This is a genomic window from Actinoplanes oryzae, assembly GCF_030757795.1.
In the GTDB taxonomy this organism is placed as follows: Bacteria; Actinomycetota; Actinomycetes; order Mycobacteriales; family Micromonosporaceae; genus Actinoplanes.
The window spans coordinates 1-20,308 of record NZ_JAUQWH010000162.1 but is presented as its reverse complement, the minus strand read 5'-3'; the positions used below and the strand labels follow the sequence as shown (position 1 = coordinate 20,308).

Annotated in this window: 12 protein-coding genes and 1 pseudogene; 8 read left to right on the top strand and 5 right to left on the bottom strand. The window is 74.6% G+C overall.

Features of this window, described 5'->3' with window-relative positions:
* From RBH18_RS35440 to RBH18_RS35430, 3 genes and pseudogenes are all read left to right on the top strand, one after another.
* Positions 1 to 1,312, top strand: a pseudogene (locus tag RBH18_RS35440) (hypothetical protein); the annotation flags it as partial.
* Positions 1,309 to 4,614, top strand: coding sequence for a right-handed parallel beta-helix repeat-containing protein (locus tag RBH18_RS35435; RefSeq protein WP_306214860.1), 3,306 nt, complete (start codon positions 1,309 to 1,311; stop codon positions 4,612 to 4,614). The pseudogene RBH18_RS35440 and the gene RBH18_RS35435, both read left to right, overlap by 4 nt.
* A gap of 155 nt (positions 4,615 to 4,769) precedes the next feature.
* Positions 4,770 to 5,072, top strand: a complete 303-nt coding sequence (locus RBH18_RS35430) for a YbaB/EbfC family nucleoid-associated protein (RefSeq protein WP_306214859.1) — start codon at positions 4,770 to 4,772, stop codon at positions 5,070 to 5,072.
* Here the strand turns inward: RBH18_RS35430 and RBH18_RS35425 are convergent.
* Positions 5,059 to 8,514 (bottom strand): BTAD domain-containing putative transcriptional regulator, encoded by a 3,456-nt coding sequence (locus tag RBH18_RS35425; protein WP_306214858.1) that lies wholly within the window; start codon positions 8,512 to 8,514, stop codon positions 5,059 to 5,061. The two genes, RBH18_RS35430 and RBH18_RS35425, sit on opposite strands and share 14 nt — an antisense overlap.
* 56 nt (positions 8,515 to 8,570) lie before the next feature.
* The gene (locus RBH18_RS35420; RefSeq protein ID WP_306214857.1) at positions 8,571 to 10,838 is read right to left on the bottom strand and encodes a BTAD domain-containing putative transcriptional regulator; all 2,268 of its coding nucleotides are present in this window, start codon (positions 10,836 to 10,838) and stop codon (positions 8,571 to 8,573) included.
* Positions 10,839 to 11,261: 423 nt separating this feature from the next.
* On the opposite strand from RBH18_RS35420, the gene RBH18_RS35415 reads away from it, so the two are divergent.
* The 4 genes from RBH18_RS35415 (at position 11,262) to RBH18_RS35400 (ending at position 15,377) form a co-directional block, all read left to right on the top strand.
* Entirely contained in the window at positions 11,262 to 11,600 is a 339-nt protein-coding gene (locus RBH18_RS35415; protein ID WP_306214856.1) for a hypothetical protein, read from the top strand.
* 141 nt (positions 11,601 to 11,741) lie between these two features.
* Positions 11,742 to 12,365, top strand: coding sequence for a helix-turn-helix transcriptional regulator (locus tag RBH18_RS35410; RefSeq protein WP_306214855.1), 624 nt, complete (start codon positions 11,742 to 11,744; stop codon positions 12,363 to 12,365).
* 4 nt (positions 12,366 to 12,369) lie between these two features.
* Positions 12,370 to 14,970, top strand: coding sequence for a hypothetical protein (locus tag RBH18_RS35405; protein WP_306214854.1), 2,601 nt, complete (start codon positions 12,370 to 12,372; stop codon positions 14,968 to 14,970).
* A gap of 2 nt (positions 14,971 to 14,972) precedes the next feature.
* On the top strand, positions 14,973 to 15,377 hold the full coding sequence (locus RBH18_RS35400; RefSeq protein ID WP_306214853.1) for a CAP domain-containing protein: 405 nt from the start codon (positions 14,973 to 14,975) through the stop codon (positions 15,375 to 15,377).
* Between the two features lie 70 nt (positions 15,378 to 15,447).
* Here the strand turns inward: RBH18_RS35400 and RBH18_RS35395 are convergent, their stop codons facing one another.
* From RBH18_RS35395 to RBH18_RS35385, 3 genes are all read right to left on the bottom strand, one after another.
* A complete protein-coding gene (locus tag RBH18_RS35395; protein ID WP_306214852.1) occupies positions 15,448 to 16,443 on the bottom strand; it encodes a S66 family peptidase in 996 nt (331 codons plus the stop codon).
* Between the two features lie 314 nt (positions 16,444 to 16,757).
* On the bottom strand, positions 16,758 to 18,269 hold the full coding sequence (locus RBH18_RS35390) for a DHA2 family efflux MFS transporter permease subunit (RefSeq protein ID WP_306214851.1): 1,512 nt from the start codon (positions 18,267 to 18,269) through the stop codon (positions 16,758 to 16,760).
* Positions 18,270 to 18,323: 54 nt separating this feature from the next.
* Positions 18,324 to 18,944 (bottom strand): response regulator transcription factor, encoded by a 621-nt coding sequence (locus RBH18_RS35385; RefSeq protein WP_306214850.1) that lies wholly within the window; start codon positions 18,942 to 18,944, stop codon positions 18,324 to 18,326.
* A 128-nt stretch (positions 18,945 to 19,072) separates the two neighbouring features.
* Between RBH18_RS35385 and RBH18_RS35380 the strand changes: the two genes are divergently transcribed.
* The coding region (locus tag RBH18_RS35380; protein ID WP_306214849.1) for a GGDEF domain-containing protein at positions 19,073 to 20,308 on the top strand (1,236 nt) is incomplete at its 3' end.

The window sequence follows — 20,308 nt, the reverse complement described above, 5'->3', positions numbered from 1 at the left end:
GGTGAGCCCGGCGCCGGCGGCGATCAGCGGCGAGCTGCCGCCGGCCACGGAGATCGACGTTCCCGTCCCCGCCGGCACGATCACCTCGGCGCTGACCTTCGCGCCGGTGACCCCGGCCGTGCCGGTCGAGGAGGCGGTCACCCCCGCGGAGAACGCGCCGGAGGAGGCCGTGGCACAGGTCCCGGCGCAGGCCCCCGCCGAGGTCCCGCCGCCTCCGCCCGCCGTCGAGGTCGCGGCCGCGGTCGAGATCACCGCCCCGAGCGCCCCGGCACCCGCCGTCGAGATCGCCGAGCCGGTCGCCGCGGTCGAGATCCCCGCCCCGGCCGCGAAGGTGGAGATTCCGGAGCCGGTGGCCCCGACCGGACCCGTAGCACCGGTGGAGCAGGCCGAGCCCCCGGCGCCGGTGGAGCAGGCCGAGCCCTCGGCACCGGTGAAGCAGGCCGAGCGAAAGCCCGCCGCCGCGGCGCGAACCCAGCTGCAGCCCGTCCCCGCCCCCGCCGCCTCGGCGCTGCTGCCGCGCAAGCGCTCCCTCGACGAGGAGCGCGCCTGGCTGCGCCGGACCCTCAGCCGCGAGTTCGACACCATGGCCAGCTCGGTGGCCCGGATCATGTCCGAGCACCCCGGCCTGCAGAGCTCCGGCGGCGTCAGCGCGGACGACGTCCTCGCCGACTCCGTGGCCGTCCAGCTGTACCTGTCCGGCCGCGGCGCCGCCATCGACAAGGGACTGCGGACCGGCGCGACCGGCCCGCACGTGCCGTTCGCGCGCTGTGCCGTGTCCGGCCTGTCCCGGCTGCCCTCCTTCCGCGGCACCACGGTCTATCGCACGTCGCCGACCGAGGCGGAGTGGGCGCACTACCGCGACCGCCGGCTGATCACCGACTGGTCGTTCGTCAACGTGCTCACCGGCCCGTGCGAGGCTCAGGAGGGCGACACCGACGTCCTGGTGTGGTCGATGACCGCACGGCGGACCACGCTGCTGGAGCCGGAGGGCGACGACCGGGTGACGGATCGGGTGCTCTTCCTGCCCGGCACCCATTTCAAGGTCCTGGAGTTGCGGGAGCCGTCCGGCGACGGGCGCGGCGCGATCCTGATGCGCGAGATCGGCTCGAACGAGGTGGACCAGGACGGCCGGGTCGACTCGGGCCGGGTCTCGCTGGACGAGCTGGCCGTGACGTCGCTGCGGCGCAGCCTGGAGCGCTGGGCCGACGCCGAGCCCCGCCGCCGCATCGGCAGCGATGCCCTCGGCCGCTTCGGGGTGCTGCCCGGCCTGGACCGGCGGCTCGGCGACAAAGCGGAGGTGAGCGGACGATGACCCAGATCCTGACCGTCGGCGGCGGGAAGCCCGGCGCCTACCCGACGATCGGCGCCGCCCTGGCCCGCGCGGAGGCCGGTGCGACGATCACCGTCCACCCCGGCCGGTACGTCGAGAAGCTCGTCGTCGGCAACCGGATCACGATCAGCGCCGCCGAGGGCGGGCCGGTCGAGGTGCGGGTCGAGGAGGGCAGCGTCCTGGTCGTGCAGGGCGAGGGTGCGCAGCTGCGCGGCATCACGCTGGCCAGCGCCGACTCCAAGCTCGCCGCCGTGGACGTCTACTCCGGCGAGGTGGCGCTCGACAACTGTGTGATCTCCGGCGCCTCGTGGGCCACCCTGCTGTCCCGGCTGCAGGGCTCGCTGGCCCTGCGCGGCTGCGAGGTACGCAGCTCGACCGGCGCGGGCATCGTGGTGACGAGCGCGGCCCCCAGCCGGATCGAGGACACCGTGGTCACCGACGTGGCGACCTCGGGCATCGTGGTCGCCGACCAGGGCGTGCTCACGCTGCGCCGGTGCTCGGTCCGCGGCACCGGCGCCAACAGCGTGTGTGTCAACGGCGACGCCCGGCTGACCGCCGAGCAGGTCGAGATCGACGGCGCCGGGAAGCCGGCCGTGGTGGTCGAGCAGAAGGCCTACGCCCGGCTGCAGAAGCTGACGGTCACCAACAGCGGCAACGTCGACCTGTTCATGCGGGGCGAGATCGACGTGGTGGTCAGCGACTCCACGTTCACCGGCGCGGCGCTGCAGGGTGCGCACATCGCCGATCGGGCGGCTCCGCGCTTCGAGCGCTGCACGTTCGGCGGCGCCGGGCACACCGCGGCGCACGTCACCGGGGGAGCCCGGCCGACCTTCGCCGACTGCACGTTCGCCGACTCGCCGGTCGGGGTCACGGTGGACGCCGAGGCCGCACCCCGGCTGGAGGGCGTGACGATCCGCGGCACCCGCGACCACCTGATCGTCGTCGGCGGCTCCGGCTCCGCCGTGGTCCAGCGGCTGCGCGCCTCCGTCAGCACCGGCGCCGGCTTGCTGGTCAAGGAGGGCGCCGGCCTGGACGGCACGGATTTCGCGGTGGACGCGGGCGCGCTGGTCGCCCTGGAGCTGACCGGCGGCTCGCACGGCAAGATCAAGGAAGCCCGCTTCACCGGTACGGCCGCCGCGGCCGTCGTGGTCGGCGAGGAGTCCAGCCTCGAACTGCACTCGGCGCTGGTTCGCGGGACCGGTGTCACCGTGGGCAGCGGTCGCCTGCACCTGCGGGACAGCGAGATCGTCGAGCCTCCGGCGGACGGCGTGGCGGCCGGCGCCGGCGGCACGGTGACGGCCACCCAGACCCGGGTGCGCCGGGCCCGCCGCAACGGCGTGGCGCTGGGCCGGGGCAGCAAGGGCCAGTTCACCGACTGCGAGGTGCTCGGCAGCGGCGTGGCCGGGTTCGATGTGGACACCAGTGAGCCGGTGTCGATCGTCCGGTGCGCGGTGCAGGAGAGCGGCGCCGAGGACGTGCGCAAGGCGGCCGACGCGCAGCTGACCCTCGAGGCGCTGAGCACCGGGCGGCCGGCGCAGCCCACGTCGCCCGCGCCCGCGTACGCGGCAAGTCCTGTTTCCCCGGCGCCCGCCGGGGACGATGCCGAGCAGCAGCCGGCCGAGGAGCCCGAGGGCGAGCTGAGCGGTCCGCTGCGCGAGCTGAACAGCCTGATCGGTCTGCGCGGGGTGAAGCAGGAAGTCACCGCGCTGATCAACCTGATCAAGATGTCCCAGGTACGTCTCCAGATGGGCCTGCCGATGCCGCCCATGAGCCGGCACCTGGTCTTCGCCGGCCCGCCCGGCACCGGTAAGACGACGGTGGCCCGGCTCTACGGCTCGGTGCTCAAGGAGCTCGGCATCCTGAGCAAGGGCCACATGATCGAGGCGGCCCGCGCGGACCTCGTCGGCCAGTACATCGGTGCCACCGCCATCAAGACCACCGAGCTGGTCACCAAGGCGATCGGCGGTGTGCTGTTCATCGACGAGGCGTACACGCTGTCGGCCGGCTCGGGCGGCTCGGGCCCCGACTTCGGTCAGGAGGCCATCGACGCGCTGATGAAGATGATGGAGGACCACCGCGACGAGCTCGTGGTGATCGTCGCCGGATACTCCGAGCTGATGGAGCAGTTCCTCGCCTCGAACCCCGGTATGGCCTCCCGCTTCACGCGCACGATCGAGTTCCCGAACTACTCGGTCGAGGAGCTCGTGACGATCACCTCGAACCTGTGCAGCAAGCACTACTACGAGCTGACCGACGACGCGGTGGACGCGCTGGGCACGTACTTCACGCGGGTCCCCAAGAACTCCACCTTCGGTAACGGCCGTGTCGCCCGCAAGCTCTTCGAGGCGATGATCAACAACCAGGCGTCGCGCCTGGCCACGACGCCGCCGACCAAGGACACCGAGCTCAACCGCCTGACCGCCCTGGACCTGGCGCCGGAGCTGGACCTGCTGGAGGACCTGCCGGTCGAGCAGAACACCGCGCCGGACGCGGCCAGCAACCCGGCGGGGGCCATCAACGCGACGCGCAGCTGGCAGCGGGTGTGCGGGCTGGTCGGCAACACCGGCGTCCGCGACGCGCTGGGCTCGACCCTGCTGCAGCTCTGCGAGCTGCGCAACCGCCGCCGCGGCTACGGCAAGCACGCGAACGTGCAGATCAGCGGCGCGGTGGGCAGCGGCCGCCACGAGTACGCCCGGCTGTACGCCGCCGGCCTGTCCGAGCTCGGCCTGGTGCCGGTCGGCCAGGTGGTCCAGGTCAGCACCGGCCAGGAGCTGGCGCCGCAGTGGCCGGGGCAGGCGCGCAGCCTGGTCCGCGCCGCCCTGGCCGACGCCGACGGCGGGGTGCTGGTGGTCGAGTGCACCGACGACGGCGCCGGCCACGACGCCCTGGAGCAGCTGGTCGAGCAGATGCGCCGCACGCCGGGCGATCCGGTGGTGCTGCTGGTCGGCGAGGAGGCGGCGCTGGCCGCGGCCCGGGCCGCCGTGCCGGGCCTGGCCGAGGTCTTCGGGCAGCAGTGGTCCATGCCGGCCTACTCGTCGGCGGAGCTCGCCGAGCTCGTGGTGCGGTATCTGGTCCGGCGCGGGCACGAGGTTCCCGACGAGGTACGCGAGGCGCTGGCGGGTGTGACCGCCGGCTTCCCGGAGAAGACGGCCCGGGCGGCGCACCTGTTCTCGTGGGGCCTGGCCCGGACGGCGGCCTCCCGGACCCTCGCGCTCGCCGACGTCAACGGCTTCGCCGACCGGGCCTCGGGCAGCCGCACCGGCGGCCTGGCCGCAGTCGGCTGACCGCGCCGCACAAACGGCGGCAGTCGGCTGACCCCGCCGCACAAGCAGCCGCAGTCGGCTGACCCCGCCGCACAAGCAGCCGCAGTCGGCTGACCGAGCCGCGCAAGCGGCCGCGGCCGGTCGGGCCGCCGCACAGCGCAGACAAGGAGAACCGCATGGAGATTCCGAGCCCCGCCCAGTTCCTCGAGCAGGCCCAGGCCTTCGAGGAGACGATGCGCAACGCGCAGTCCGACCTGGCGAAGGCCGTCGTCACCGGGCGCGCCGCCGACAACACCGTCGTGGTGATGGCCAGCGGGCTCGGCAAGCTCAAGGCGGTCCGGGTGGACCCGAAGGTGTTCGACGCCCGCGACGCCGAGGCGCTGCAGACGGCGATCGCTCAGGCCATCCAGAACGCCGCGGACAACGCCGGCAAGCTGGCGGAGCAGAAGATGGGCCCGATCGAGATCACGCTCCACTGAGGATGTTCGAGGAGCTGCCCGCGCGGACGGGCTCGACGCCGTACTCGGCGAGGCGGCTCCGCAGCCGCCGCAGGTCCCAGCGGGCGCCGAGCACCGTGTAGAGCTCGGCGGCCGCGCCACCCTCGCGGGCTGCCTCGTGCGGGCGCCGGTTGGCGGCGAGGAGCACGGCGGCGTCCTCGAGCGCGGCGGCCAGCTCCGGCACCCGGCCGACCGAGCGGTAGTGCGCGGCGGCGGCCAGTGCCGGTGCGGGGTCCCCGGTGACCAGGGCGCGGCAGCGCTCGGCGGCGGCGTAGGCGCGGGCCCGGCGTACCTCCTTGGTGGCCTCGCCGGCGCAGATGGCCGCGGCCCGCTCGGCGAGCTCGCGGCGGTCCTGGCTCAGCGCCAGCCGGACGGCGTCCGGAAGCCACTGGTGGCGGAGCATGAGCGGGGCGTACTCGGGTACCAGCAGCGGCTCGAGCACCTCCAGCGCCTCGTCGGGGCGGTCCTGCTGCTCGGCGACCAGGGCCCGGGCGACCAGCAGGAAGTCGCAGCTCTCCCGCTCGGCGTCGGTGGCCGGCAGGATCTCCGAGGCGTCCAGGTGGCCCGTCGCCAGCGCCGGGTCGTCGCGGTGGGCGGCGATCAGGGCGGCGACCCCGTGCAGCAGCATCGAGACCGCGCCCGGCTCGCGGGTGCCCAGGAAGGTGATGCCCGGGGCGTCGTCGGTGACCGAGCTGATCTCGGCCAGCGCGTCGTCCCAGCGGCCCAGCCAGTAGTACTGCACCGCCGACGCGACCTGCAGCCCGGACGGCAGCCGGTGCCGGATGGCGAAGAGGGCCGCCTCGCGCAGCGTCCGTTCCGCCTCGTCGAGCCGGTCCAGGTTCTGCAGCGTGAACATGCGGTTGTCCAGCAGGTCGAAGTACATCCCCGCGAAGCCCGGGTTGTCCCGCATGATGTCCAGCGCGCGGTCGACGTATTCCAGGGCGCGCTCGTGGTCGCGGCGGATGGAGTGCGTCAGCCAGACGGTCTGCAGGGCGAACGCCGCCTCGTACGGCTGCCCGGCCGCGATCGCCTCGGCGTGCACCTCCGCGGCCGTACGGTCGGCGCGGTCCAGGTCGTCGAGGCTCCCGCGCCGGAAGTTGGCCAGCAGCACCCGGTGCCGCGTCCGCCAGATCTCCGGGATGTCCGGGTCCTCGACGGAATCGCGCAGCGTGCGGATCGCGGTGTCGGCGTCGCCGCGGCGGAACGTCATGGCGGCGAAGAGCTGGCGCATCTCGGCCCGGTCGGCGGGGTCGGCGGCCAGGACGGCGGCCTCCCGGGCTTCCTCGATCGGCCAGCGTTCGTGCCGGAAGTCGAGCTTGACCAGGGCGACCAGCAGGTTCGCCCGCTGGCCGGCGTCCGGCAGGTCCGACTCCAGGACCAGGCGCAGCAGCCGGCCGGTGATCTCGGGCACCCGCCGGGCGGCCTCGGTGTGGTGCCGGCTCAGCCAGGACACGACCCACGCGTCGATCACCGGGGTCTCCGCCGCCAGCTGCTCGGCCACCCGGGTCACTGAGCTGCCGCCGCGGTCGAGCACCTCGGCGGTGTGCCGGTGCAGGGCGGCGCGTGCCGGTGCCGGGATGCTCTCGTAGAGCGCCTGCCGCAGGAACGGGTGCCGGAAGGCCAGGTCCTTGCCGGCGTCCACGACGACGTTCGCGCTGAGCGCCTCCTCCAGGCTCGCGACGAGGTCGAACGGGGAGCGGCCGGTGACGGCCACCACGTCGTCGACAGCGAACTGCGCCCCGAGCAGTGCCGCCATCCGCAGCACCTCCTGGGTGTCCGCGGAGAGGAAGTCCAAAGTGGCCCGTACGACGGCCAGCAGCGACCGTGGCGCCTCGACCGGCACACTCGCGTCGATGTCGGCCCGGCCGTCCACGGTCCGGACGGCTCCCCGCCGGATCAGCGCGGTCGTCATCTCCCGGGCGCAGAGCGGGTTGCCGCCGGACCGGGGCACGACCTGCGCCAGGTGCGGGCCGATCGGCGCCCCGACCAGGCGCGTGACCAGCTGCGCGATCGCGTCGTCCGGCAGCCCGCGCAGCAGAAGCAGGTGCCCCTGCCGGGCCTGTACGCCGCGGCGCAGCTGGGCGAGCGACCGGCCGTTGGGCTCCGGCCGGGCCGCGGCGACGAGCAGCAGCGGCATCCGGCGGGTGGCGGCGACCAGCCGGTCCCAGAAGAGCACACTGGACTCGTCGGCCCACTGCAGGTCGTCGACGACCAGGATCAGCGGGGCGATGGACGTGGCGGCGCGGACGTAGGCGAGCACCCGGTCGGCCACGGCGGCCGGCCCGTCGTCGTTGCGCGCGCTGCCGTGCAGCTTGGCGGCGACCGAGGCCACGCGGGCGTCGTCGGATGTGGTCTCCAGTCCGAGCGCGCGCGTCACCACCTGCAGCGGCACGTACTGGTCGAGCTCGTCGGCGACGCCCCAGGCCACCTGACAGCCCCGGCTGCCCGCGTCGGCGAAGGCGGCGGTGAGCAGCTCGCTCTTGCCGATCCCCGGCTCGCCCTCGATCCAGACCGCGGCGCCCCGGCCGTCGGCGAGCGCCCGGACCAGGCCGCGCAGCAGGGCGAGGTCGGCGTCGCGCCCCACGAGCGTCCGGCTCTCCAGCCCGTCGTGCAGGGCCCGGGCGACCTGCGGCGGCAGCACGGGCGGCACCGGGCGCTCGGCGGGCTCGCCGCCCTCGGCCGTCCCGGACTGCACCCGCTCGTAGAGGGCGGTCAGGGCGGCCCCGGGCTCGACACCCAGTTCGGTCAGGAAGGTACGCCGGGCCGCCCGGTAGACGTCGAGGGCCTCCGCGCGCCGGCCGGTGCGGTGCAACGCGAGCATCAGCAGCTCGTGCAGGGGCTCGTGCAGCGGGTGGTCGCGGACCAGCCCGGCCAGCTCGGCCACCACGCCGTCGTCGCCGAGGTCGAGCACGATGCGGGCGCGCTGCTCGATGGCGGTGAGCCGGCGCTCGGCCAGGTGGGCGCGCTCGACCTCCAGCCGATGACCGCTCAGTCCCGCGTACGCCTCCCCGTGCCACAACCGCAGCGCCGCCTCGAACCGCTCGGCGGCGGCAGCGGGCTCCCCGGCCTCCCGCAACTGGGCGGCCTCGTCGCAGAGCGTGGCGAACCGGGTGCTGTCCAGCTCCCGCGGGTCGAGCAGCAGCGCGTAGCCGGCCGGTCCGGAGGTCAGCAGCTCGTGCCCGAGCACCCGGCGCAGCCCCGAGATGTACGTGTAGACGCTGCCCGCGGCGGTGGCGGGCGGGTTGGCGCCCCAGACGCCCTCGATCAGCTCGTCGCGGGTCACCACCCGGCCTCCCGCGGCGGCGAGCACGGCGAACAGGGCCCGTTGCCGGGCGGGCCCGAGCGCCAGCTCCCGCTCACCCCGCCAGGCCCGGACCGGGCCCAGCACCTCGACGCGCAAGCGGTCCTCCGGTGTCGTCGACACGTTTCCTCCGTTGTCGCAGGTGCAAGTGACCCCCGGTGAGGAGACCGGCACACGGGTCAGCGAATAACGGAAACCTCTGAAGTGATCATGGACGAGCGGCTGAGATGAGGCATGGTCGGGTTGCCGGGCAGCATCGGCCGGATCCGGCTGAGCAGGGTACGGAACCGGTCCGACCACGTCAGCGTGATGCGTTGCTCACGGAGAGCCGCCCGGGCGATCTCCGCGGCGGCCTCGTACTCGCCGCGCCGCTCGTGCGAGGTCGCGGCCAGCCAGCGCATCTCGCCCTCCAGCTCGGGGTCGGTGGTGCGAGCCGCGACCCAGCCGGCCTCGGCCGCGGCGTTGCGTCCCTGCCCCGCCAGCAGCCGGGCCAGCCAGGCGGTGAGGATCAGGCGCCGGGCGGGATCCAGGTCGTACTGGGCGCGGGCGCGCTGCAGGACGGTGATCGCGATCTGCGGTGCGCGACCGGCCAGTTGCTCGGCGTGCTCGGTGAGCCAGGCGCCGATGCTGCCGCCCAGCGGCACGTCACCCGCGAGCAGCTGCGCCACGACCTGTTCCGGCGGCCCGCCCGTTGCGGCGATCCGCTCGGCGAACGACCGGTGCAGCGTCGTCCGCAGCCCGGCGGGCGTGCTCTCGTGCAGGACGCGGGCGACGACGCGGTGCCGGAAGGCGACATGCACCTCCGCGGTCACGAGCACCCCGCCCGCCAGGGCCGGTGCGAGCGCGCGGACGAGATCCGCGGGCGACCGGTCGGTCACCGCGGCCAGCTCGGAGATCGTGCAGCCGGGCGGCCGCTCGCCCGGGGCGTGCAGCTCGTGGGCACTGAGGAAGGCGACCGCGCGCAGGGTCTGCCGGGTCTCCTCGGACAGCGGTGCCAGGTGCGCCCCGACCGCGGCGCTGAGCCCCGCCCCCTGCTCCCCGGCCGCGAGATGCCGCAGATAGTACGGATTGCCGCCGGCCTCGGCGAGCATGCGCTGCAGTTCCCGGTCGTCGGGCGGCTCGGGCGCCACGGCCCGGACCAGCGCGGCGGACGCCTCGCCGGACAGCGGGCGCAGCTCGACCAGCTCGTCGGCGGGCAGGCCGCGCACCTGTTCCGCGCCGTGCCGGGTGGTCGCCACGAGCAGCAGGGGAAGCCTCGTGGCCCGGGTGCTCAGCTCCGCCCAGACCCCCAGCGTGATCGGGTCGGCCCACTGCAGGTCGTCCGCGACCAGGATCAGCGGCGCCCGGTCGGCGGCCTGGCGGACCAGCTCGGCCGCCCGGGCGACGGTGTCGTCGGCGGGCCCGTCGAGGGCGTCGGCGGCGACCGCGAAGAGCTGCTTGACCAGCGTGCGGGAGACGTCGTCGGCCATCGCGGACTCGATGCACTCGAGCAGCACGCCGAGCGGCATCCGCTGGGAGAGCTCGTCGCCGACCGCCCAGCCGGTGCGGCAGCCCGCCGGGGCCGACCCGCGCAGGGCCACGGTGAGCAGGGCCGACTTGCCGAGGCCGGGCGTGCCCTCGATCCGGATGCTGCGCCCGTGGCCGATCGCCGCCTCGGCCGCGACGCGGCGCAGCAGGCGCACCTCGGCGTCGCGGCCGATGAACGCGGCCCGGTCGGCCTGCCGGTGGCGCTCCGGCGCGGCGGCCGGCAGGGCGGGCTCGGTGGTCGCCCGGACGCTGAGCGCCTCCGCGCCGCGCCCGCCGGCGGCCAGGGCCGTGGCCAGCATGTGGCGCAGGTTCTCCTGCAGCGGATAGGTCGTCACCAAGGCCCGCAGCACCTGCACCGCCTCGTCGTGCCGGCCGGTCTCCATCAGCAGGGCGGCGTGCCGCTCCGCCGTCGCCAGCCGCAGCTCGGTCAGCCGCAGCCGCTGGGCCTCGGCGAACGGGCCCGGCACCCCGGCCAGGGCGTCGCCGTGCCACAGGCGCAGGGCCGACTCGAGGGCGGTCAGCTCGGCGGCGGGATGCCCGGCCGAGCGGTGCCGGCGGCTCTCCTCGCGCAGCGCCTCGAACCGGAAGACGTCCACGTCGCCCGGGGCGACGTGCAGCTGATAGGTGCCGCCGCCGGAGGTGAGCAGCTGCCCGGCGGCCCAGCGGTCGCGGGCCGGCTCCAGCAGCTGGCGCAGGGCGGAGACATAGGTGTAGACGTTGCCGGTGGCGCTGGCCGGGGCGTCGTCGCCCCAGACCGCGGCGACCAGCTGCTCGCGCGAGACCGGGCGGCCGGCGTGCAGGGCGAGGACGCAGAAGACGGCGGTGCGCCGTGCGGAGCCCAGCGTCAGCTCGGCACCCTCGCGCCAGGCCCGCACCGGACCCAGCAGCCGAAGGTCGATCCCCGCGTGCACTGCCGGCATGGCTCCCAACCTCGTCGTCGTGGGATTGCTCCCGCTGTAGGCGGTTGAACTTGCAAGCTTTCGCCCGCCGCCCCTCGACCCCCGTGTCAGGTGCTGATGCTGTTTCCGCCACTTTCCGTCATGGCATCGTCGCTGATGGCTTGCCGCTATTCCCCGGCGTCCCGGTCACGCCCGCGAAAGCGTGTGGTGCCCCACCATAGCGCTGCCCCGCACCATTTTTACCGGCGTCGTTCACGTTCGCCAGCCGGGCCCGGCCGGCCGTCATCGAGTCGCCGCCTCGAATTCGCCTGAACGCCGCCGGGGATGCCCGGACGCAGGCAGGGGCAAACAAGACGGCCACCGGGGCAGCGAAGGGGTGGAAGCCTTCCCGTGCCCCGGCCGCTCTGCTGGACTCGACGGGTGCCGGCCCAACCCGATGCCTCCGTGAGCCCGTTCGCCGGCGAGCTGTTCCTGCGGCTCGCCTCCGAGGGCCGGCTGGTCGTGGACAAGAACCGTGCCGACGAGGTCATCGCCGGGCTGGAGCGCACCCTGTCCTCGGTGCGGGCCCGGCTGCGGCTCATCCGGCTGTGGCAGCAGGACCCGACGCCCCGGGTCGGCGAGCTGCCCGAGGAGCTGGCCCGGGACGTGGTCGACGCCGTCTTCGCCGACCAGCTCGCCCCCGGGCGGCTGGAGCAGGCGGCGGCCGACCTGCCCAAGTACATCGAGGCGATGCGGCTCGCCCAGGGCGCCCCGGCCCGCCCGCCGACCGTCCCGGAAATGTGAAAGTGTTTTGCCTATTGGCAATTGCCTGCGTCGATGGATGAACCTTCATGCCGCGTTCGGCCGGCGTGAAGACGGCGTGGAGATTTTCTGAAGACCCTTTCTCCAGACTTGCCGCGTCCCGACGACAAGGCGGAGGTTTCAGTGGAACAGGTTCGGGTGGTCCTGCAGGCGTCGGATCCGCTCAGTCACGCGGGGCTCGCGGCCTTCCTGCAGGCGAGTCCCGACGTGACGCTCCTGCGCGGTGCCGACCGGGCCGGGGCCAGGGTCCTGGTGGTCTCCTGCGAGCGGCTGACCACCGACGTGGTCGCGATGCTGCGCCGCTCGGCGGCCGAGTCCGGCATCCCGGTCGTCCTCGTCGTCGGTGAGATCACCGAGACCGAGCTGCTCACGGCGGTCGAGTGCCGCGTCGTCGCGATCCTGCCGCGCGCCGCCGTCACCGGGGAGCGGCTCCTGCACAGTGTGCTCGCCGCGGCCAACGGCGGCGGGGTCATGCCGCCGAACCTGGTCGGCGAGCTGCTCAAGCACATCGAGCGGCTGCAGCGCGACGTGCTCACCCCGAACGGGCTCAACGCCTCCGGCCTCACCCCGCGCGAGATCGACGTGCTGCGGCTCATGGCCGACGGCATGGACACCAACGAGATCGCCGGCGAGCTGTGCTACTCCGAGCGGACCGTGAAGAACGTCATCTACGGCGTCACCCACCGGCTCAAGCTGCGGAACCGCTCGCACGCGGTCGCGTACGCGCTGCGCGCCGGCATGATCTGAGCGCATGCGCAGCTCCGGGACCATCCCGGTGGTCGGCCGGCACACCATCGGCAACGCCCTGGTCGTGCACGCCCGGGACCGGATCAGCTCCGAGGCGCAGGCCCTGGCGCTGGCCGTCGCGGCGGACGGCGAGAACGACATCGTCGTCCTCGACCTGCACGACGGCCTGCCGATGGGCTCGTGGGAGGCGCTGGCGGGAGCGGTGCCCCGGGGACGCCGCGGCATCCGGCTGCTCGTCTGCGGGGCCGGTCTCGACATCGCGACCCTGGCGGGTCAGTGGCTGTCGGACCGGCTCGGGCGCTCGGTGGTGGTCCCGTACGGGCACCTGCTGCGCGGCGCGTCGGGCGCCCTCTTCGTGCATGCCCAGCACGACAGCGGCTGGGTGCGGCACCGCCCCGGCCGCGGACCGGCGTGGGACGGCAAGCGCTGGCCCCGCCCCGCCTGGGACAGCGCCGCGGCCGAGTACCTGCCGACCAGCGCGTTCGGCGTGGCGGAGCCGCTGCCCGGCGGCGTCTGGCTCCGCGACACCCGCGACGACGCGGCGGTGGCCGAGCACTGGCAGTGGCTGGCGTCGGCCGTACCGTGTCAGCCGCGGGCCTTCACGATCGTGCTGGGCTGCCCCGGCACCACCCCGCTGCCGCTCGACGACGTCGCCCGCTTCTGGCGCGACCTCGGCGACGACGGCCGGCAGCACGCGCGCTTCGTCCACTACGGACCGGTGCGCGTACCCGAGGGCGAGACGGTGGGCCAGGCGCTCGCCGACGTCCTCGAGAGCCCGGTCGTCTGCTTCACGGGCGTGCCGGTCGGGCGGCCCGACCGCCCCCGCATGCACACGGTCGCCCCGGACGGCCGGCTCGGCTGGCAGGTGTACGCCCGCGAGCTCGCCTATCAGCCCCGATCCCGCCCCACCGTGCGCGCCGAGGTCCCGCGCATCCTCAGCTACCGGGCGCCCATGGTCCTCGGCGAGATGGTCGCGCCCATGGTCTACCGCTACGCCGACGACGCGGTGGTGGAGATCGTCCAGTCCGGTCTCTGGGTCCGCCCGCCCGAGCCCCCGCGCCACGCCGAGCGCATCCGGGCCCGCGCCGCCGACCCGGCCGGCCACGCCGTCGTGGTGGACGACGCCGAGCCCGCCCTCGTCCCGCGCCTGCGCGAGCTGGCCGACGACCTGGTCGCCCGGCTCGACGACGCGACCAAGGAGCGGAGCACGCTGCAGCTGGCCTCCGCGGTGGCCGTCGCCGGCAACCGGGCCCCGCAGCCGGCCGGGGGCGAGCTGCCCGACGGGCTGACCTACCGCTTCACCGCCGCCGACCTGATGCTGGACGCGCTGATCGAGGAGGTGCCGGCGGCCGCGGAGCTGGCGGGCGTGGCCGTGCCCGTGGAGGCTGCCGTCGTGGCCCCGCCCGCGGAGCTGGCCGGCGTGGCCGCTCCCGCAGAGGCTGCCGGCGTGGTCGGGCCGGCGGTGCTCGGCTTCAGCCGCCCCGGCGTCGCGGGCGGCGACCTCCTGCGACAGCCCGCCGAGCCGCCGGCGAGGTCCCGATCGTTCGTCCCGCCACCCCCCGTCGCCTCGGCGCCGCCCGCGGCCCCCGTCGTGTCGGCCCCCTTCGTGTCGGCGCCGCCTGCCGAGCCCCGGGCCTGGGTGGCACCCGAGGTTGTGTCGGCGCCCCCCGCCGAGCCGCCGGCCTGGGTGGCGCCCGAGGCCGAGCTGCCGTCGCGGGTGGACAGTCCGGTGCTCATCCACACGCCGGCGCGGGTGGAGACGGCGCTCACCGAGGAGGATGCCGCTCGGGTGCTGGAGTCGTTGCGGCGCGCGGAGGACGTACGGGCGGGGCTGGTCTTCGCGAGGGTGCCGGCCCCCGCAGCGCAAGGCGTCCCGGGGCCGGAAGGTCTCGCGGCCGAACGCGAATGGCTGCGCGGCGCGCTGTCCCGCGAGTTCGACGCCGCGGCCAGCTCGGTGTCGCGGATCCTGGCCGAGCATCCGGGCTTCCACGCCGGGCCGGACACGATGACCGACGCCGTCGCGGTGCGGCTCTATCTGTCGCCGGTGGGCGACGGGCTGGACGAGGCCCTGCGTACGGGCAACCGCGGCCCGCAGGTGCCCTTCGCCCGCTGCGTGACCGCCGGGCTGAGCCGGCTGCCGTCCCACCGCGGCCTCGCCCTGCTCCGGGCCGACCTGAGCGGCGCCGATCTGCGGGCCGTCGAGGCGCAGCGGGTGCTGACCGAGTGGGGCTTCACCAACGCGCTCACCGAGCCGGCGGACGGCCTGACCGGAAGCGTGGACGTGCTCGTCTGGTCGATGACCGGGCGGCGTACGCGCCTGCTGGAGCTGGAGGACGGCACGGGCGTCCCGGCGCGGGTACTCTTCCGGCCGGGCACCTCGTTCAAGGTCCTGGAGACGTCGCCGCCGCTGGGCGAGCGGCGCGGCAGGCTGCTGCTCCGCGAGCTGCCGCCCGACGAACCCGACCGCGGCCACGTCCCCTTCGACGACCTCGCCCTCTCCTCCCTGCACCGCGCGGCCGAGCAGTGGGCCGTCGCCGGGCCGCCCGCGACGTCCCTGCCCGCCGCCGCGGTGCCGCGCTTCGCCCGGGTGCCGGGGGTGGCCTGACGATGCGGCCGCTGGCCCAGACCAACCTGGAGCGGCGGGTGGTCAGCCTGGTCAACGAGGAGCGGCGCCGGGCGGGCCGGCCGCGGCTGACCGAGCACCCGCTGCTCGGGGCGGCGGCCCGGGCCCACTCGGCGGACATGGCGAAACGCGAGTTCTACAGCCACGTCTCGCCGGAGGGCTCGACGGTCGCGGACCGGGTCGCGGCGACCGGGTATCTCTTCGCCGCGGTCGGGGAGAACATCGCCTGGGGTCAGGAGAACCCGATGCAGGTGGTGACCGCCTGGATGCGCAGCCCCGGCCACCGGGCGAACATCCTGCATCCCGACTACACCGAGCTCGGCGTCGGCGTGGCGGACCACCGGCGCGGGGCCCTGGTCTGGACCCAGAACTTCGGCATCCCCGGCTAGATTTTGACTCCGGCGTCTCCGGCTACATCTTGTCCGCCGGCCGAGGCGACCGCCGGGACGGACCCTCCGGTCAGAAGTGGGCGGTCACCTTGCGGGCGGGACCGTCGACGGTGATGCGGCCGCCGTAGGGGAGGATCCACTGCGGCGACGTGTGTCCGAAGTCGACGCCGAAAACGATCATCGCCTCCGGGTGGTAGGTGGCGAACGCCTTCAGCACCGCCTCGCGCTGCTCCTCGCGGTACTTCTCCCGCTCGGCCACCGGCTTCTCGTTGCCGATCGCGGTGCCCTTGGCCTGGGCGAAGAGGACGGCCGGGAACTGCTCGAGCAGGCCGCGCTCGCCGAAGTTGCGCAGGCTGTGGAACACGTTCTCCGCCGACGGCAGTTCCTCGGAGGTCTCCAGCAGCAGCACACACCCCGAGTAGTCCTCGACCGGCCGGATCCACCGGCTCACGGCCGTCGTCCAGTTCAGGATCTCCAGGCTGCCGCCCCACGCCGGGGCGCTGACGACCTTGTCCGGCTGGTGCCAGGTCCAGCCCGGGCTCGCGTACGGCGTGGCCGAGCGCTCCAGCGATGTCGGATCGGCCCAGTGCAGCTCCTCGTCGCTGAACTTCTCGAGCGGGTGGATGTCCAGGTCGCCGCCGGTGAACAGGGCCGCTCGCAGCGACTCCTCGTGCTCCCGGTCGATCCCGCCGCCCTGCGCCAGGTGCACCATCGTGGACCCGCCGTGATAGCCGGCGATGCCGTGGAACCACAGCCAGTTGAGCAGGTTCGTGTTGTCGGAGTAGCCGAAGAACGGCTTGGGATCGGCCAGGAACACCGCCGGGTCGAGGTGCCGCAGCACGGTGATCTGGTCGTCGCCGCCGATCGTCGCCATGACCGCGCGAATGCCCGGATCGGCCCAGGCCGCCATCAGATCCCGCGCCCGCTCGTCAGCCGTCGCGGCGCGCCGGGTCGTCGGATACTCCACGGGCACGACCCCGATCTGCTCCCGAAGCCGGCGCAGCCCCTGCTCATGCACCGCCGGATAGACGGCGGCCGCGGGCGCCGCGAGCGAAAGCACGGCCACCCGGTCTCCAGGCGAAACCTTCGGCGGAATTTTCATGCGCGCATTGAACCAAAGCAGGCCCCTCCAAGCCCCCCGTTTTCCACCGCCCCACCTCACCCCGCGTGCCCGCCCGCCACCCACAGCACCGCGTCAGCGCGCGCGACTGCCCGCCGCTCGTCTCGTGCAACACCGCGTCGGCGCGCGTGGCTGGCCGCCGCTCGTCTCCTCCAGCACCGCGTCAGCGCGCGTGCCTCCGCCGCCGAGCCGGTCGCGGCGGATGTGGTCCGCGGCGCCGCTGTGGCCCGCGGCGCCGCGCGCTTCCCGGTCGTTGGGCGTCAGGTCGCGGGCCGCTGGGCCGGCTCCTTCCGGTGGAGCATGGCGTCGGTGCGGGCACGGACGGGCGGCCCCGCGACGTCGCAGAACGAGCGCTTCGCGGGCTGATGCGCCGGCAGCCGCGTCGGGACGAGCAGGAACGCCAGCACCCCGCCGGCCGCCATCAGCCCCGCGCAGATGAGCATCGACCCCCGGTACGTCGGCGCGAGCCCGGCCGGGTCGGTGAGGCTGCCCGTCCCGATCCCCGCCGCCAGCGGCAGCACGGCCACCGACAGGAGGCCCGCCGCCCGGGCCACCGCGTTGTTCACCCCGCTCGCCACCCCGGCGTACGCATCGTCGAGCGCGCCCAGCGCCGTGGCCGTCAGCGGCGCCACCAGCAGCGACAGCCCCAGGCCGAAAAGGATCACCGGGGGCAGGACGTCCGCCGCATAGGAGGCGCCCGGGCCGATCCGCGAGAACCACACGAGCGCCGCCGCGCAGACGACCGGGCCGGCGGTCATCGGGATGCGCGGGCCGATCCGCTGCGCCAGCGCCCCGGCCCGCGCCGACAGCAGCAGCATCAGCCCGGTCACCGGCAGCAGGGCCAGGCCGCCGGCGAGCGGGCTGAAGCCCGAGACGACCTGCAGGTTGAGCACCACCAGGAAGAACACGCCGCCGTTGGCCGCATACACCAGGAAGGTCACCACGTTCGCGCCGCTGAACGCCCGCGAGCGGAAGATCTCCAGCGGCAGCATGGGGTGCCGCGCCCGGCGCTGCCGCACGACGAAGCCGGCCATGCCGAGCACGCCCACCGCGAGCGACGTCAGCACCACGGGACTGCCCGGGCCGGCGTCGGGCCAGGCGGTGAACCCGTACGTCAGCCCGCCGAGCCCGATCGCCCCGGTCAGCACCCCGGCCACGTCGATGCCCGGGGCGGACGCGGCCCGGGACTCCGGCACGTGGCGCACGGTCACGGCCAGCACGATCGCGGCCAGCGGCAGGTTGATGAGGAAGATCAGCCGCCAGTCGGCCAGCTCCACGAGCCACCCGCCGAGGAACGGGCCCAGCGCGCCACCGATGCCCCCCAGCCCCGACCAGGCGCCGATGGCCCGCGACCGGTCCTCCCGGGCGAACGACGCCTCGATGATCGCCAGCGCGCCCGGGGTCAGCAGGGCGCCGCCGACGCCCTGGACCACCCGCGCGGCGATGAGCAGCTCGATCGACGGTGCCAGGCCGCAGAGCAGCGACGCGGCCGCGAACCAGGCGACCCCGACCGCGAACACCCGGCGGCGGCCGAACCGGTCCCCGAGCGAGCCGCCCACCAGCACGAGGGCGGCGAGGCTGAGGGCATAGCCGTTGACGGTCCACTGCAGGCCGGCGGCGTCCGCGGCCAGGTCGCGCCCGATCGCGGGCAGGGCGATGTTGACCACGGTCGAGTCGATGAACGCCAGCGCCGAGCCCAGCACCGTGGCGAACAGCACCCAGTGCCCGGTGGCGGACTCGTAGCGGACGGGTGAGCCGGCCGGAAGATCCATGCGGGTGACGCTACGCGCGCCGCGGACGTCCGGCATACGTCGTCCGACTGCCCTTCACGCCGTACGCCGGACCCCCGCCGCCGAGCCGCGGTCGACCGAGCCGCCGTCGACCGAGCGGCCGTTGACTGAGCCGCCGTCGACCGAGCGGCCGTTGACCGAGCCGCCGTTGACCGAGCCGCCGTTGACCGAGCGGCCGTTGACCGAGCCGCCGTCGACCGTGGCACCGGTCGCCGTGATGACCGTGCGCGGCACGGCGGCACGCGCGGCCAGCAGCGCCGCATCGGAGGCCCGCCGCGTCACACTCCGGGCCCGCCGCCGCAGCAGCGCCTCCACCCGCGCACCGAGCTCGGCCCGGTGGAACGGCTTGGTCAGGTAGTCGTCGGCCCCGGCCGCCATCGCCTCGGTGATCCGATGCCCGCTGACGTCGGCGCTGACCACCATGATCGGCAACTGCGCGGTCCGGACGGACGCCCGCAGCTCCCGGCACACCTCGACGCCGGACAAATCAGGCATCCGCACGTCGAGCAGCGCGGCGTCGAAGCCCCCGGCGGCGGCGAGCCGCAGTGCGCTCCGGGCATCGGGGGCGGCCTCGACCTCGTACCCGGCCCGCAGCAGCGCCAGCGTCATCAGCTCCCGATGATCGGCATCGTCGTCGGCGATCAACACGGTAGGCACATCGCACCTCCACCCGTCCGCTCTTCCGCCCCCTCTTCGGCACCCCGCCCGCAACCCTGAGCCGCCCGCCGCCTGACCACTTAAAGTTACTTACTCATAACTGAGGGTTCGTGACCGATGGGGGAGCCGTGAACTCGTACCGTGTTCTCGGCCTGCTGGCCGGGGTGTGGGCCGTCGGCGTCGTGGCGATCGTTGCGTATCCGCAGGTCGTCGCCGTCGGTACGGTGGTCATCCTGGCGCTGTGTGCGATCGGGTTCGTCGCCTCCTTGCGGGCGGCGCGGATCGCGGGGGCGACGGCCCAGCGCGCGTGGCGGGCGCTCGCGGCGGTCTTCCCGTTGCAGCTGGTGACGATGGCGATGTTCATCGTGCCCGGGGCGGAGCGGGACTTCCCGGCGCCCGCGGACGCGGGGCGGCTGGCCATCGTGGCGGTGCTGCTGGCGGCCGCGTACTCGTTCCCACTGCGGGCCGTGTCCGCGCTGGAGCGGCGCAAGTCGGTGCTCGACGTGTGCCTGACGGTGGCCGCCGCGGCGATGACGGTGTGGTACCTGGTGGTCGGCCCGTACGTGGGGGACAGGTCCGGCACCGTCGTGGCCGCGGCCGTCTTCCCCGTGCTCGATCTGCTGCTGGTGCTCGGGTTCACCCGGCTGCTGCGGCGCGGGACGATCGCGGCCGGGTCGCTGCCGGTCACGGTGCTCGCGGCGGCGGTCGTGTTCATGTTCGGGTTCGACAGCTGGATCGGCTATCTGGCTTCGCACGGTGGCGACACCGCCCGGTCGAGCGCCGAGCAGGTCGCCTGCGTGGTCACCTGGATCGCGCTGCTGGCCGCCGCGCCGGTGCTGCGCTGCCGGGAGCCGGAGGACGCCTCCGCGCTGGCCGAGCGCTGCGTGGTCCGTCCCGCGGTGCCCTATGTCGCGATCACCGTCGGATACGGCCTCATGATCTTCGCCGCGGCCCGGGAGCAGCACGACTTCCCGTGGAGCGGCCTCACCCTCGGCGGCCTCGCCATCACCGGTCTCGTGGTGCTGCGGCAGCTCGCCGTGCAGCGGGAGAGCGACCAGGCGGCGGCCACCGACGGTCTCACCGGGCTCGCGAACCGTTCCCATCTGCGGGACCGGCTGGTCCAGGGGCTGGAGCGGGACGGCCGCGGCGACCGGGTCACGGCCGTGCTGCTGGTCGACATGAACGGCTTCAAGCAGGTCAACGACACGCAGGGACACAAGGCCGGCGACCAGCTGCTGATCGGGGTGGCCCGGGTGCTGCGCGAGGCGATCCTCGGCGCGGACGTGGCGGGGCGGCTGGGCGGCGACGAGTTCGCGGTGGTCCTGCACGACATCGGCAGCGAGGCCAACGCCGAGGCGGTCGCG